The sequence below is a fragment of the Marinomonas maritima genome (genome assembly GCF_024435075.2).
Taxonomy (GTDB): domain Bacteria; phylum Pseudomonadota; class Gammaproteobacteria; order Pseudomonadales; family Marinomonadaceae; genus Marinomonas; species Marinomonas maritima.
Map to the genome: position 1 here is coordinate 141703 of NZ_JAMZEG020000002.1, position 14368 is coordinate 156070.

A 14368-nucleotide genomic window follows, 5' to 3' on the forward strand; every position below is an offset into this window, starting at 1 on the left:
ATGGATTACGAACTATTAAAAGTCATTTGGTGGGTATTGATCGGTGTTCTACTGATTGGTTTCGCCGTGACTGACGGCTTTGATATGGGTGTCGGTAGCTTATTGAAAGTGATCGGCGGTACAGACTCTGAGCGTCGTATCATGATCAACTCGATTGCGCCACATTGGGATGGCAACCAAGTATGGTTTATCACAGCCGGTGGTGCGTTATTCGCCGCTTGGCCTGTGGTTTACGCGACGTCTTTCTCTGGTTTCTATTTTGCGATGATGTTGGTGTTGGCGGCGTTGTTTTTTCGTCCAATTGGCTTTGACTACCGTTCTAAGTTAGAAAACTCAAAATGGCGTAATAGCTGGGACTGGGGCATTGTATTTGGCTCTGCTGTTCCACCTATCATTTTCGGTGTGGCGTTTGGTAACCTGTTACAAGGTGTACCGTTTGAATTTGATCAATACTTGCGTTCAACCTACACCGGTTCTTTCTTTGGCTTATTGAACCCATTCGGCATTCTTTGTGGGCTGGTTAGCTTGATGATGCTGATGACACAAGGCGGCGCTTGGTTGCAAATGAAGACAGACGCGGAGCTACATCGTAAAGCGTCTATGGCAACCGCAGTAACAGGAACTTTGGCCGCGGTCTTGTTCATTGTCGCTGGCATATGGTTGGCTTACGGCATCGATGGTTATGTGCTTACCAGTGTTATTGATGGTAACAAAGCCATGACACCCTTGATGAAAACCGCCGAAGTACAGCCGGGCGCATGGTTAGCAAACTATGACAAATTCCCCGCACTTATCTTGGCTCCACTTATTGGTATTGTTGGTATGCTATGTGCGGCATTGACCGCAGTGATGAAGAAGGGTGCCTTGTCTTTCTTGAGTTCATCTCTGGGTATTGCGGGTATTATCGTCACAGCGGGCGGTTCTATGTTCCCGTTCTTGATGCCTTCATCAAGCAATCCAAACATGAGTTTGACTATGTGGGACGCAACATCAAGTGAAAATACCATGATGATTATGTTTGTGGTGGCTTGTATCTTCGTTCCTATCGTTTTGCTTTATACCTTGTGGAGTTATTTCGTGATGTATGGTCGTTTGACCAAGAAGCACGTAGAAGAAAACACGCATTCTCTGTATTGATGATTAGTTAGGTAGGGCTCGTTGAGCTCTACCTTAGAGGAATAAAATATGTGGTATTTTGCTTGGGTTCTAGGTGTTTTATTAGCCTGTTCTTTCGGTATTATTAACGCCGTTTGGTTAGAGTTTAGTGGTTATGACGGTGAAGAGGAGCAAAAGTAAACTCAATGAGAAAGAACAAGGAAGCAAAAAAAGCAGGTCGAGCGGGTCGAGTTAAAACCCCTGAAGCGATATTTTTAGGGGAATTAGCGAACCAGCAGTCATCAAAATATCGACTTGCTCAAGGCTTTGGTGTGTTGTTCGCGGTGTCGTTAGTGCTTCAAGCGTGGGCATTGGCGAATGTGTTTTCGGACATGGCTCTGCACCAGTCTTTTTCCTTGTCTCTTTTAATCGTAGGTTTATTTGCTTTGTTACTGCGGGCTCTGGCCAACTTTGGCCGAGAACGCATTTGCACCAGCGCAAGCCGTGACATTCGTTACGGCTTGCGTCGTAAATTGGTGTCGCATCTTACTGAGTTGGGTCCCGCCCGCTTAAGAATAGAAGAAGATGCGGCGCTGTCTACACGCGTTTATGAGCAAGTTGATGCGTTAGACGATTTTTTTAGTCGCTATAAACCACAAGTGTTTATGGTGACCTTGATTCCCTGTGTCATTCTACTGTCTGTTGTTTCTGTGTCTTGGGTCGCTTTTTTCGTTTTTATGATGACCGCGCCGTTAGTAATTCTTTTTATGATTTTTGTGGGTCACAAAGCCGCTCAGGCTAATCGACGTCAATTCAGTGTACTGGCTATGTTATCAAATCAGTTTATGGATTTGAGTCAGGGCTTATCCGAATTAAAGCGCCTTAATCGTACCAGTGAAGCCAGAACTCGATTGTCAGAGAGTGCTGCGGCGTACCAAAAAACGACGATGAGCGTATTAGTGTTGGCCTTTTTATCCACGGCGACATTAGAGCTTTTTGCGTCGCTCTCGATTGCGATGATCGCTTTGTATCTTGGCTTAGGTCTGTTAGAAATATTGCCGTGGCAAGTGGGGGAGTCTCCCGTTACTTTGACCCAAGCCATGTTTTTGTTATTGCTCGCACCAGAATTTTATTTGCCGTTGCGCCAGTTAGGGAATGACTACCACGCGAAGCAAAAAGCGGAAGCCGCCGCGACGGATTTATTGGAAATATTAAACACCGCAGTGGCGAGGCCCAATACGGCTAAATCGACGGTTTCTAGTGCCTATTCATCTGCTTCTGAAACAACGATTAATAAAATATCGAACGAGAATCCACCTATCTTTATACGTTTCCAAAACCTAAGCTGGTGCGAAGAAGGGCGTTATCGATTAGCGCCGATCACTGCGAATATCAACAAAGGTGAGCGCGTCTGGATGAGCGGTGAATCTGGCGTCGGAAAATCCAGTTTATTGCATCTTTTACTGGGTTTTGAAGAAGACTATCAAGGCCAGTTTTTGATCAAAGGAAACCCTTTTCATACTGTTAGTTTGCCCGAGTGGCGAGCTAAATTAGCTTGGTTGCCGCAAATCCCCGAATGGGTGAATGGCAGTATCCGCCGTAATTTGCTTTTAGGTCTTGGAAGCAGAGAGGGCATCGAAGCACCGAGTGAAGAAGAATTACAAGCTGCTTTGATGAAAAGCCAATGTGATGAATTTATTCACGCTTTGCCAGCAGGATTAGAAACAAAGCTGACAGAGCTTGGTGCGGGATTATCTGGCGGGCAAATGCAGCGCCTTTCTATCGCACGGGCGCTATTGTCGAAAGCGGATATTTGGTTGCTCGACGAGCCATGCTCAGGTTTAGACAAAGAGACCGCGCAAGCAGTATTAGAGACTCTAGATCACGTATCAAAAGGAAAAACCTTACTGATCGTTAGTCATGACACGCACCCGATAGTATGGGCAGACAAACATTGGGCGCTGACTAAAGAAGGTTTTGCATGAGTATTTGCGTAAAGAAAACCTCGATGCTATCGCTTAAAAAACTGTTACTGGCAAATCCTTGGGGCTTTGTTATTCCCGTTATTTTGGGCGTGGTTGCCAGCTTGGCAGGAGTGGCTTTATTGGGTATTTCTGGCTGGTTTATTTCGGCGGCGGGTTTAGCGACAACGATGGGCGTTGGTCTGATTTTTAATTATTTAACCCCCGGCGCGATTGTTCGTTTTATGGCGATACTTCGCACCTCCGGACGTTATGGCGAACAAGTCACAGCGCACAATCATTTACTGGGTTTACTGCGTATCTTACGCCTTTGGGTGTGGGATCAGCGTGTCGCGAAAGACCCAGCCAATCTACATGAGCAAAGCCGAGGTGATTTATTACAGCGCCTCGTCAGCGACCTTGACCAAATTATTCGATGGCCGTTGGTGGTGTTTTTACCTTGGGTTTATGCGTTATTGAGTTATGTTGCGGTGTCGGTTTTGGCCTATTTTATTTTACCTACATTACTGTGGCCATTAGCGATTGCAGCCGTATTTCATGTCTTCATTGTGCCGTATGTGTGTGGGTATTTTGCCAGCCACGCCGTGCACGTAGGACAGATTCTTGGTGTTCATCGTCGTAGTCGTTTTGTTAGCTTATTTTCCGCGTTGATTACCTTAACCATTCGTGGTCATTGGAAAGATTATGCCCACCGCCTTGGGCAACTAGACGAACGCCAAAGACAGACGGAAATTCGTATCCAGCAAGCAGTCAGTACAGGGCGATTATTGGCCTATATAGTGACGATTCTATTGTTCATTAGCTGCTTTTATTTACTCAGTGATTATCAAGAAGACCTTAACCTAGAAAATACAGGTCGTTGGGTGCTGGTGGACGGTGTGCAGGGTACTTGGGTCATTGGCTTCATGTTGTCTTTATTAGCGGTCAATGAATTGGTTTTACCATTAGTGCAATCCTTCGTGGCGCAAGGGCAGTCACAAGTCGGTTTGCGCCGCTTGAATCAACTTCATCAAGAACCCAACCACCAATCTAATATTAAGATTAATACAATCCAACGGATGAAATTTACCCACTGGCGCGGTTTTCATGCGTCTAGCGGCATGGGCAACCAGGCTATTGATTTCCAAGTAGAAGCGGGCGACACGGTTTGGATACGAGGCGCGAGCGGGTCAGGTAAATCGACGTTATTGGCATCTGTCGCCGGTGATTGTTTGTCCTCTGGCGAGTCGTTAATAAACAGTGAAAAATGCGATGTCTACAGCAATTCGTTCTATCAATCGCAATTGAGCTATCTGCCTCAATCACCGTATATCTTCCAACAAAGCATTGCCGCCAATCTACTGCTTGGCGACCCTAACGCGACGGACACTCAGTTATGGTCGGTATTAAAAGCAGTTGCCCTAGCTGAATGGGCAAAAAGCCTACCAAACGGATTGGAAACCTTACTCAGCTCCCAAGGACGAAACTTATCCGGAGGCCAACGTAAACGCCTCGCGTTAGCACGCTTATTGCTCAGACAGTCTTCCGTCTTGCTGCTTGATGAACCATTCGACGGCTTGGACAAAGCCACCATAGAAACGATTTGTCATTCACTACAGAACGGCTACAAACCGGATATCTTAATCCTAGTTAGCCATGTGAGTAACCGCATTGGCGACAACGCGAGAGTCATAAAGCTCTAGTTCTTATTCCCTCCCCTTATGTCTTCCAAGGGGAGGGGTTGTTTCTTTGGGTCTTCAAATGTATTTGCTTCCATTCAAACGCTTTGTATTCTCGACCTTTTTTCCGCTCTGCTGAGCGGGTAACTTTTGCCAAACGACGCAAAAGTAACCAAAAGGTCTCTTTAAGATCTTTAATGCCTGATTTTTTTCATCGAGAAATAGCTTTTGCGACGCTCTGGGGCAGTAAGGCATAGATTGGTTGTGTTGTGTGAGTGAACCTTTCTGTTAATGACTCTGAAACGCCATAAAGTCGCGCAACTTCGTTGCGTCGAACTAACTTCTAGAGCGGAAAAAAGATTGAGACACGTCATTCCCGCGAAGGCGGGAATCAATCTCTTATGATCTATGGTAAGTCGTGGTTTTAGCCCGACGCGGAATTTTTGATATACGATTTATTTTGTATTTATCAGCGTTCTCTGAAAATAATCACAGTCTTTCGCGTTGGTGCTGGTAGGGAATAAGAAAGTCTTTTAGTATTAATAGATGATTTATAGCGCAGAAATAACGCTCTGTGGATAAAATAAATAGCACGCATGCTCGTTTTTCCAGTTTTGAATTTCGTTAATGTCCTTATAGAATCTTTATTATTCATATGGTTATAAGGATATTTTGAGGTTTTAGAAATTGTCTAAACGAGCGTGCGCACTATTAAAATTTTATGTACCAAGGCCAGCTTAAGCTAACCCTGCCATATAAAGTTTAATTTCTACCTGACATAACTCCGCCATCTACATCCCAGACAGCACCTGTCACCCATGAACTTTCGTCCAGCAACAGAAACTTAATTACACTAGCAACATCTTTTGGTTCTCCAATTCGACCAATAGGATGCAACCCGTTGAATGATTGAAGTGTAGAATCAATATTTTCTATTGGAATAAAGCTTTCATATACAGCTGTTCGAACAACGGCAGGTGATACGGCATTAACACGTATATTACATTCTGAAAGCTCCATTGCTAGGTGCTGAGTTAATGAGTGAATACCTGCTTTTGCCATTGAATAAGCTGAGGATGGTGTAGCTTTTATTGCCTGTTTAGCCCACATAGAGCCTATGTTTACGATAGCCCCAGATTCATTTGTTTTCATGTTTTTAACTATTGATTGCGTAATATAAAATAGCGCCTTATTAATATTATGATATGTATCAAAGTCTTCTAATGTATGATCTAGGAAGCTTTTTGGAGTGAAACAGCCAGCAGCATTTACTAGATACTTTACATGTCGTGATTCACATTCAATTTTTTCAGCCAAAGCCTTCACGTCATCTATTAAGTATAGATCTGCTTTATAAATTTCTAGGTTTCCAAAATTTTCTAGTTCTTTTTTAGCTAATTCAATATGGGTTGAATTTCGTCCTGTGATACAAACATCAATGCCACTCTCTAATAATAACTTTGCTGTTTCCATACCTATTCCGCTTGTACCACCGATCACATAGGCAATTTCATTTGTTTTGTTAATCATATTTTACTCCAATAGCTATAATTTTGGCTTGTTTCAATATTGCAAATACTGCACTATTGTTCTTGGAGTCATAATATATAAACTTACTTCCTTATTGAAAAGTAGGCACTTTTTTGTAGGGTAGGTACTTTTAGGTAGTAATTAGTATGAATCAAAATGTCAAGCTTCAGAGAAAAATTTCCCCTGTGAAAACCGGCGGGCTAATTGAGTCTATTTTCCGTTGTAAATGGTCTCTTACGGTACTTGATCTCATTTCAAATAAAATCAACCGTCCGGGTGAAATGGTTAGCTGTGTTGAGGGATTAAGTACTAAGGTTTTAAATGATTGTTTAAGAGCTAATATAAAATTTGGTATATTAAAAAAGAATTCTTTTCCTGAAATACCACCAAGGGTAGAGTACGAACTAACAGAATTTGGTAGTAGATTTGTAGAAATAATTGATCAAATACAAGTACTAGAAGATGAAAAATCTAAATAAAAATTAACAAGGACACCTAACAGTTGGCTACACAATTTAAGCCAACTATTACTTAGCCTGTTATATTGCCTATCATCTTAGTATCCATTTTATTCAGTTGTATCCGTTGCCGGCTATATATTCATTCCATTAATAATTACTTCAAGCGAAATATTTCCCTGACGACGGTCAATATTTGAATTATTAAAGGTAATATGTCCAGAATTAAGCCCTTGAGTCATTTCGATAAAGCCTGTAATAGCGGCTGTTGAAAAACCTTGTCCAGAAATTGATTGCAACCAATTTGACTCAGGTATTGATATGGGATTTATAGTTTTTCCGAGCGCTTGACTTAAATACATTGCAACTTCATTTGGGGAATACATAGCAGGGCCTTCTAATTCAATTATTCTTGTTCCATCCCAATTTTCACATAAGGATTCGGCAGCAATACGACCAACATCTTCAGTGGCTACCATATGAAATTTTTGGTTAAGTGGGGCAAGAAAGCTAGGGAACATGCGATCAAGTCGAGTAGCATGACTTAATTTTCTGAAAAGCCCAATAGCAGCCAGTAATGTGTCTGGTTTATCACTTTTCTACCACTAAACAAGATAATTAAACCTTGTTTAGTGGTTTGTAAACGGATTAACCCCTTGCAGCTTGTATCATTTGATCAACTCGAAATACATTGGCAAGAGAAAACAGCATGGCGAGTTTACTGTCATTTTTAGCCAACCCACGATAAATAGCTTTTCTAAAACCAAACTAACACTTGTTGATTCTAAAGGATGCTCGTCTTTTGCTCGAATACTGGCTTTGATATATTTCGTTTGGATCGGCTGTTTATTTTTAATAGGGTGCTTTTTTAAGATTCTTATTTTGCTTGGAATCTCTGCAATCAACCAGTCTGCTTTGACGCCTTTTAACTCTTCTCTCTTTTGAGCGCCACGATAGCCAGAATCTGCCGAGACAAAATACTCTTCACCATGAAGCAGATTCGTGGTTTCCGTAATGTCGTGCACATTTGCTGCATTCGTACTTAGACTATGTGTCAGCCCCGTTCTTGCATCCACACCAATGTGCGCTTTTAGACCAAAGAACCACTGCTTTCCTTTCTGAGTTTGATGCATTTCAGGGTCTCTTTCTTTGGCTTTATTCTTCGTTGAGCTGGCCGCTTCAATAATGGTTGCATCCACGATAGTACCTTCTTTGAGGTAAATACCTGCGTCTGACAAGCAACTATTATTCACTTCTTTAAAAAGCTGGCGTGAGAGTTTTGTTTCTCTAATAAGTGTCTAAAGCTCATGATGGTAGATAGATCAACTATCTAAACAAGTAATAGGACTATCTAACAATATGTCAGAAAACAAATGCATTGATGCAGCTTCAATACAGAGCATCCTGCATCTCAGCATCACTTATGTTGCATACAGTGAATACGGACATCGTTGACAGTGGTGGATAAGGCCGTCTGCCATTTCCCGGCTTAGGGTGGAACGGATCAGTAAGTGCTTCAAGTTGATCCCAAGGTATCAACTTATTTATGCGTGCGAGGGCAATTTTTTTTACGAGTTTTACTACGCTTGTCATTGAATTCGCTTTCGGCGAAGGTAAGTTAATGTGACATGGCCAGACTCGAAAACTTAAAACACGATTGTCTCATGACGGTTCACTAACCAGTGGTTGCGATATGTGCGCGGCTAATAAATCAAAGACTTTACGAACCCTTAAACTGGTGTGCAGTTCTCTGTGACAAACCAGCCAAAGCGGTATTTGAATCACAGGACCAAATGATGGAAATGCACGTTTGAGTTCTGGAATAGAGTCTCCATATACTTCTGTAAATACGCCGACTCCTAGATGTTGCTTGACCAATTCAATTTGAAAAAGCTGATTGTCAGTGAAAAGAGAAAAACTTTTCCTGTTAACCGGATAACCTTTTTCAATTAAAAATTTTTGAAATGGTTCGACATGGTCAGAGCGATTAAAACTAATAAACTCTATCCCTTCAAGATCCGAAGGTTTTTGTGGTTCTTTAAATCGATCTAGATATGTTTGTGTTGCATAAAGATAGACATTTTCATCTTTTAATTTTCGTGCGATAAAATCCGCTTGTGTTGGGCGGAAATTACGTATGGCAATATCTGCCTCACGACTTTTTAAATCGCTTACGTTGTTGGTGACAATAATGTCTACTTCGATGCCGGGCTCTTGTTTTCTTAATTGATTCAGTATCTTGGGCAAATATACCATAGCATCAAGTTCACCCACACTAATGCTAACGGAACCATCTATTTGCTGAGATTGACCAGATGCACCGATGGACAAATCACTTGCTGCTTTTCCCATTGAACGGACATGATCAACAAGTTCTATCGTCACCTTGTTAGAAAGAAAGACGCGCTTTTACCTCATAAAGAAAGTGGATTCGAAATCAGCTAAAGATGTGACTCAAGCGACTATAGAGTTATTGATGCCGTTTAAAGATCATGTACACACGATCACAGCCGATAATGGCCGAGAGTTTGCCTACCATGCTGAGATAGCTGAAGCATTAAATACGAAAGTGTATTTTGCTCATCCATATAGCTCTTGGGAGCGTGGCGCTAATGAAAATAGCAACGGACTTTTAAGGCAGTATGTACCCAAAGGCACTGATTTAAGAGAAGTTACAGAAGAGAGAATACACTTCGCGATGAGACGAATAAACTATCGTCCAAAAAAGTGTCTAGGGTTCAAGCAACCAGCGATGGTTTTTAAAGAAATGTGCTTAGTTGCTTGAAATAAAAAGTGTCGCACTTCGGACTTGAATTCGGGCATAACTTAGTGTTAATCCAATGAAACACCGATACCTCGCCCCTTGGGGCGGGGTGGTTCATTTTCATTTTTCGATAGAGAGCTTAGCCACATGCGAAATACGTCTTAATCACATGGATGCTGATACTAGAACGGAATGAACTCATCACCTTTTAGTATTGGCCTTTTTGGAGCTGTTAAGAGCTACATCGTATTAGCTCTTAACAGGTCATTAAGTACGAGAAATAAACTCAATCACCATAGGATTTTCAATAATCAGCCAAATGGCAACCAATGCTAGACAACCTGCGTAGAAGAAATTTAGCGCTTTTTCATAGACTTTACTGCTCGACACTCTGGACAGTAACTCACCGATTGAAATCCAAATGAAATGCATCGATATATTTAGAATCGCAAGCCAGACAATCAAGATGATAATGCCATTCTGACCAAATGTTTCCTGTGATTGCTCTGTAAACAAAGTAAACATGAGGAACACCATTAGCCAGCCTTTACTATTTAAAACCTGCACCAACATACCATCAACAAAGCCCAGTGTTTCTGTTGTTCCTTCGAGTTTTGTGGCGTGTGAAGAAATGAATGTAATGGCCAAATAAAGCAAATACGCCGAGCCAAGAAGTTGTATGGTGTTCATCAGTGTTGGCTGAGAACGAACCACTTCTCCCAGTCCAAAACCGACAATAATAGATTTGACAATAAAGACGCTATCAACCCCCGCGAGCAAAGGAATGGAACGTTTCACACCTACTTTTGCACCTGACATGGCAAATACGATATTGGCAGGGCCAGGGCTAAAAACCAGAGGAAACATCACTCCTAACCAAATAATAAACAAACTCATAGTCACTTCCTTTTTAAATGTAAGAGGTGAGGTTAGCGAGCAACGTATTGCCTGTCTTGTATGAAATTGATCGTAAATGGTTTTTTAGTATTAAAAAAACAGGTTCAAAGATAATTTGAAGGAGATACACCAAAGGCTCTTTTAAAATTGCGATTGAAATGACTCTGATCGTAAAAGCCGCATGCCAAAGATACATCGACACAACTCATTCCTTGCGCTAAAAAAAGTTTGGCTTTTTGGACTTTAACCAAGAGCAGATACTGGTGAGGCGTCACTCCAAACAGTAAATTAAAGTGCTTAATGAGTTGGAACCTCGAACAATTTGATAGGCTTTCTAGATCAGCAAGCGAAGGGTTGGAGTCAAAATTATCATTTATGAAGTCTCGTGCTTCATAGCTGCTCTTCATATCTATAGGCTTAGATGCCTCCAGTTTGGCCGAACCATAGCGTGTAAATAACGTTTCTAACGCCAAAGTAAATAAGGACTCTTTTGTTAGCGCAAAAGAAGCGTGTTCTAATGCCAAATGCAAATTCAATAACGCAGTAAACAAGTCTTCATCGTATATGACTGGCCGATTGATAATAGGGTCTATTGGTAAGTCACGTGTCTTAAATTGTTCGGCTAAGGCATTTAGGTCAAAATAAAACATTCTGTAGCGCCAGCCATTTTCTGTCCCTGAAAACCCAGTGTGAACTTCTGCAGGATTGATCGCGACAATATGCTTCTTTGGAACCAAGAGGTTATTGCCTCGATATAGTAAGCCTTCCGCACCTTCTTCAATAATCCCAATCGCTAACTCATCATGCCAATGCTTCGAAAACTCAAACTTGGTGTAACTGGCAGATAGAAGCTCTACACCAGAAAAGGCATCATTCGTCCATATTTTAGATGTTTCCAATGCCTAATCCTTAGAAGAAGAGTTGGAAGTAGCGTAAAAAACAGTCTCAATTATTGTTTTTTTAAATACAGCTTACATTTAGACAAAGAATACAGTATTCACGGATTACTTGGCGGAATAAAACTCAATTTTATACGGATAGATTTTAACGTTAACAGGTGTCTATTAAAGATAGGGGGAGTCTACTAGTGGTGACGACGTCATTATAGTTTAAACCGTAACAGTCTTAACACTGTTACGGTTTAAATAACATTAGGTTTTAAATTTACTTACTTGGTCGTTGAGCTCTGAAGCTAAGGTCATTAATTGATCACTGGCGCTGGATAGCTGTTCTGCACCATCTGCTGAGTCTTGGGCTGAACCACTTATTCTGACAAGAGAGGCATTAATTTCTTCCGACACAGAACATTGCTGATCACTCGCTAAGGCAATGTGAGTATTCATTTCTGTGCAGGTTCCAATCAATTGCATGATATCGGTGAAGCTTAGGCTCGCTTCTACCGCTTTAGAGCCAACTTGCTCGGCTTCTTGTCGACTTTTCTGTACGGCATCAACGGCAGTGCGCGTTCCTTGTTGTAGTTTTTCGATGGTATTTTGTATCTCAGTGGTGGATGTTTGTGTTCTTTGAGCCAACGTTCTAACTTCATCTGCGACTACTGCAAAACCTCGACCCTGTTCACCTGCTCGCGCGGCTTCAATTGCGGCATTAAGAGCAAGTAAGTTGGTTTGTTCCGCGATATCATTAATTACATTGACAACGGAATCTATGCTAACAGTATCTTCATCAACGGTTTTGATTTGGTTTGTAACATTCACCATATTGTCCAGCAATACATTAGCTGCAAGGACCGTATTCTTCATGACAGTATTGCCTTCGTTAGCTTGGTCTTGCATTAGTTTAGCATTTTGATTGGCTTGTTCTGCATGGCCTGCCACATCCTGTGAGGTAGACACCATCTCGTTCATTGCACTGGCTACTTGCTCTATTTCTACTTTTTGGCTATTGATGTTTTTCCCCGCAAGAATACTAATAGAGGACATTTTAGAGGCAGCGCTAGATAACTGTTGAATCGCAATACTGATTCCTGAAATCAACTTGCGTTGCTGGTCTTGCATTTTATTGAAGTTCTGCGTCATTTTAGCCAGTTCATCTTTACCTTTACTTTCTATGTTCAGTGTCAGGTCTGACTCAGTGGCAACCTTGTACATCGCATTATTAAGGGCGGCAAGCGGAACATTAATGGACTTATTAATCAAATAGCTCACAATCAGAAGAATGGTGATCATAGCCGCTGTGAGTGACCATATAAGAAGTTGTTGGATTTTGTAATCCTCCCTAATGCGTTCTCTTTCTTCCTTAGCTACATTTAATTGTAATACCACAAGTTCTGTTATTTTTTCACTGATAGGATCAATGGTTTTATAAAGGGGGCCATTAAATGCGTCTAGTTTATTGGTTAAGTCAGTTTGTTTTGCACCCTTCAAAGCAACTTCTAATTTATCTAAGGCGCGGTTTGCATCGGCAAACATGACTTCTGCTTCTTTGGCTAATTTGGCTTCGTCTTTTGTGAGTGTTGTCATCCTATATTTTTGCCATTTCTGCGCAATTTCTTGTCGAGCTTGTTGAACACCTTTAAGTGCTTCTGGGGCTGTCATAATGCCAACATTGGCTTTGTTGACCGCATCAATCACAAACACTGCGTAATTATCTGCGATGCTTTTTAAATCTTCTAAAGGTACAACTCTGTCCTCATAGATCCGACCGACACCCTCATCTGCTTTTTTTAAGCCCGATAAGGATACAAATATGATGAGTGCAATACCTAGTAAAGGCAATATTGAGTTAAGGATTAGTTTTGTTCGAATATTTAGGTTGTTAAGCAGCATGTTTGCCTCCCAAAGAATAAATTTTATAAAATAATATATAACGAATTTTATCGTTTTTTTTATTGAGAAAATAATAACTTTATGATTGTTTAAGTGATATACAGAATGTATTTTATGGATTTATTCTAGGTTCTATTAGAAATTTGATATGCATCGCCTTTTTATGCTAAGTAGTGAATTTAATATAATAATTTTCATTTTCAACTATTGCCTTTAAACACTAATGCGTATCGCCAAACTAGTCCTAATTATAAGTTTAAATTCAGCGGCAGGGTTATATTAAGAACACAATATATATTTAATATAGGAAATTCTAAGTGTTTTTTCTAATCATAGCAATGTATGTATTGTTATGAATGTGTGTGGGATTTGCTATTTTTTGTAGACATTTTATAGTCATATAATTATAGGTAATAATTAGGCTCATTATGAGTGGAGGAAGCGCTATATCAAAGCGTTCAGGATCGAAGTTGTTAAGCAAATTACCGAGCTCGGTTGCAGAGTAGTGGAAGTGAGGCGGTATGGAGTTTAAAGATTATTACGCAAGCAAGGTACTCGTAGATCCGACGAAGGCTCTCATCAGTCAGGTGATTTTCGGCGTTGTGTGGGCGAGATCTACATTACAAAATCGCGTTGTTTCTTGAAGAAACGTATCAAGTTTCTGAGTAAAGAATAGGTCGCTACGCGGTTAGCTTTATTGAATTCTACGTTGCTTTTGGTCATTTACTTGCATATAGTTTGGCTGATATAACATTGAGAATCTTGTACATGTCACCATTTGTTTTAAATAACGTCAGTCTTTCAGCGAGAAAACACGGTATTCTGTGTTTATTGTTGTTTGTGCTATCGCTATTTTCTACTGTATTGGCAAGCAATAGCATGATGTTCTCGGCTTCTAATATGGTTTCTATGGAAACACATCAAATGTCGGACATGTCGACCCATGACATGTCTTCCAAGAGTGGTTCTAGTTGTATGTCATCCGCGGCGAGTGATTGTGGTGGTTTGTCATCTGATCACAATCATCAAGACTGCATGGATAACCATTGCAGCAATTTTTCTAGTTTGCTTTCCAGTTACCATTCAGATTCTGTGAATCTGTCTTCTATTCAGACTATTCTAGCGTCTGAATCCTACGTTTCTACCTACCCCAATACGCCTTATTTCCCTCCGATAGTCATTTCTTAAATTCGCTGTT

The 14368-nt window shown here is 41.0% G+C and carries 12 protein-coding genes and 2 pseudogenes; 7 read left to right on the forward strand and 7 right to left on the reverse strand.

Annotated elements, in window-relative coordinates; genetic code table 11:
* Genes cydB through M3I01_RS06780 form a run of 4 tightly spaced genes read left to right on the forward strand, consistent with a single transcriptional unit; the run spans position 1 to position 4759 of the window.
* On the forward strand, positions 1-1137 hold the full coding sequence (gene cydB, locus M3I01_RS06765; protein ID WP_255895021.1) for a cytochrome d ubiquinol oxidase subunit II: 1137 nt from the start codon (positions 1-3) through the stop codon (positions 1135-1137).
* Between the two features lie 48 nt (positions 1138-1185).
* On the forward strand, positions 1186-1296 hold the full coding sequence (gene cydX, locus M3I01_RS06770) for a cytochrome bd-I oxidase subunit CydX (RefSeq protein ID WP_112137726.1): 111 nt from the start codon (positions 1186-1188) through the stop codon (positions 1294-1296).
* Between the two features lie 5 nt (positions 1297-1301).
* Positions 1302-3080, forward strand: coding sequence for a thiol reductant ABC exporter subunit CydD (gene cydD / locus M3I01_RS06775; protein WP_255895024.1), 1779 nt, complete (start codon positions 1302-1304; stop codon positions 3078-3080).
* Positions 3077-4759 (forward strand): amino acid ABC transporter ATP-binding/permease protein, encoded by a 1683-nt coding sequence (locus M3I01_RS06780; RefSeq protein ID WP_255895027.1) that lies wholly within the window; start codon positions 3077-3079, stop codon positions 4757-4759. The genes cydD and M3I01_RS06780 overlap by 4 nt, the downstream gene beginning before the upstream one ends.
* A gap of 738 nt (positions 4760-5497) precedes the next feature.
* Here the strand turns inward: M3I01_RS06780 and M3I01_RS06785 are convergent.
* Positions 5498-6265, reverse strand: coding sequence for an SDR family NAD(P)-dependent oxidoreductase (locus M3I01_RS06785; protein ID WP_255895028.1), 768 nt, complete (start codon positions 6263-6265; stop codon positions 5498-5500).
* A 146-nt stretch (positions 6266-6411) separates the two neighbouring features.
* Between M3I01_RS06785 and M3I01_RS06790 the strand changes: the two genes are divergently transcribed.
* Positions 6412-6744 (forward strand): winged helix-turn-helix transcriptional regulator, encoded by a 333-nt coding sequence (locus M3I01_RS06790; protein WP_255895029.1) that lies wholly within the window; start codon positions 6412-6414, stop codon positions 6742-6744.
* A gap of 113 nt (positions 6745-6857) precedes the next feature.
* Here the strand turns inward: M3I01_RS06790 and M3I01_RS06795 are convergent, their stop codons facing one another.
* The 3 genes and pseudogenes from M3I01_RS06795 to M3I01_RS06805 form a co-directional block, all read right to left on the reverse strand.
* The gene (locus M3I01_RS06795) at positions 6858-7202 is read right to left on the reverse strand and encodes a Rossmann-fold NAD(P)-binding domain-containing protein (protein WP_255895030.1); all 345 of its coding nucleotides are present in this window, start codon (positions 7200-7202) and stop codon (positions 6858-6860) included.
* Positions 7203-7371: 169 nt separating this feature from the next.
* Positions 7372-8341, reverse strand: a pseudogene (locus tag M3I01_RS06800) (IS5 family transposase); the annotation flags it as partial.
* Between the two features lie 44 nt (positions 8342-8385).
* Positions 8386-9075 (reverse strand): substrate-binding domain-containing protein, encoded by a 690-nt coding sequence (locus M3I01_RS06805; protein ID WP_255895031.1) that lies wholly within the window; start codon positions 9073-9075, stop codon positions 8386-8388.
* A gap of 16 nt (positions 9076-9091) precedes the next feature.
* Here M3I01_RS06805 and M3I01_RS06810 point away from each other — a divergent pair.
* A pseudogene (locus tag M3I01_RS06810) lies at positions 9092-9508 on the forward strand (IS30 family transposase); the annotation flags it as partial.
* A 246-nt stretch (positions 9509-9754) separates the two neighbouring features.
* Here M3I01_RS06810 and M3I01_RS06815 read toward each other — a convergent pair.
* From M3I01_RS06815 to M3I01_RS06825, 3 genes are all read right to left on the reverse strand, one after another.
* Positions 9755-10384 (reverse strand): LysE family translocator, encoded by a 630-nt coding sequence (locus M3I01_RS06815; protein WP_255895032.1) that lies wholly within the window; start codon positions 10382-10384, stop codon positions 9755-9757.
* Positions 10385-10488: 104 nt separating this feature from the next.
* Positions 10489-11283, reverse strand: coding sequence for an AraC family transcriptional regulator (locus M3I01_RS06820; protein WP_255895034.1), 795 nt, complete (start codon positions 11281-11283; stop codon positions 10489-10491).
* Positions 11284-11535: 252 nt separating this feature from the next.
* A complete protein-coding gene (locus tag M3I01_RS06825; protein WP_255895035.1) occupies positions 11536-13170 on the reverse strand; it encodes a methyl-accepting chemotaxis protein in 1635 nt (544 codons plus the stop codon).
* A 768-nt stretch (positions 13171-13938) separates the two neighbouring features.
* On the opposite strand from M3I01_RS06825, the gene M3I01_RS06830 reads away from it, so the two are divergent.
* Positions 13939-14358, forward strand: coding sequence for a hypothetical protein (locus M3I01_RS06830; protein ID WP_255895036.1), 420 nt, complete (start codon positions 13939-13941; stop codon positions 14356-14358).
* Positions 14359-14368: the final 10 nt, after the last annotated feature.

Excerpts from the sequence above, each read along its gene's own strand:
- cydB (WP_255895021.1), top strand. The coding sequence starts at position 1 with ATGGATTACGAACTATTAAAAGTCATTTGGTGGGTATTGATCGGTGTT.
- cydX (WP_112137726.1), top strand. The coding sequence starts at position 1,186 with ATGTGGTATTTTGCTTGGGTTCTAGGTGTTTTATTAGCCTGTTCTTTC.
- cydD (WP_255895024.1), top strand. The coding sequence starts at position 1,302 with ATGAGAAAGAACAAGGAAGCAAAAAAAGCAGGTCGAGCGGGTCGAGTT.
- M3I01_RS06780 (WP_255895027.1), top strand. The coding sequence starts at position 3,077 with ATGAGTATTTGCGTAAAGAAAACCTCGATGCTATCGCTTAAAAAACTG.
- M3I01_RS06785 (WP_255895028.1), bottom strand. The coding sequence starts at position 6,265 with ATGATTAACAAAACAAATGAAATTGCCTATGTGATCGGTGGTACAAGC.
- M3I01_RS06790 (WP_255895029.1), top strand. The coding sequence starts at position 6,412 with ATGAATCAAAATGTCAAGCTTCAGAGAAAAATTTCCCCTGTGAAAACC.
- M3I01_RS06795 (WP_255895030.1), bottom strand. The coding sequence starts at position 7,202 with ATGGTAGCCACTGAAGATGTTGGTCGTATTGCTGCCGAATCCTTATGT.
- M3I01_RS06805 (WP_255895031.1), bottom strand. The coding sequence starts at position 9,075 with ATGGGAAAAGCAGCAAGTGATTTGTCCATCGGTGCATCTGGTCAATCT.
- M3I01_RS06815 (WP_255895032.1), bottom strand. The coding sequence starts at position 10,384 with ATGAGTTTGTTTATTATTTGGTTAGGAGTGATGTTTCCTCTGGTTTTT.
- M3I01_RS06825 (WP_255895035.1), bottom strand. The coding sequence starts at position 13,170 with ATGCTGCTTAACAACCTAAATATTCGAACAAAACTAATCCTTAACTCA.
- M3I01_RS06830 (WP_255895036.1), top strand. The coding sequence starts at position 13,939 with ATGTCACCATTTGTTTTAAATAACGTCAGTCTTTCAGCGAGAAAACAC.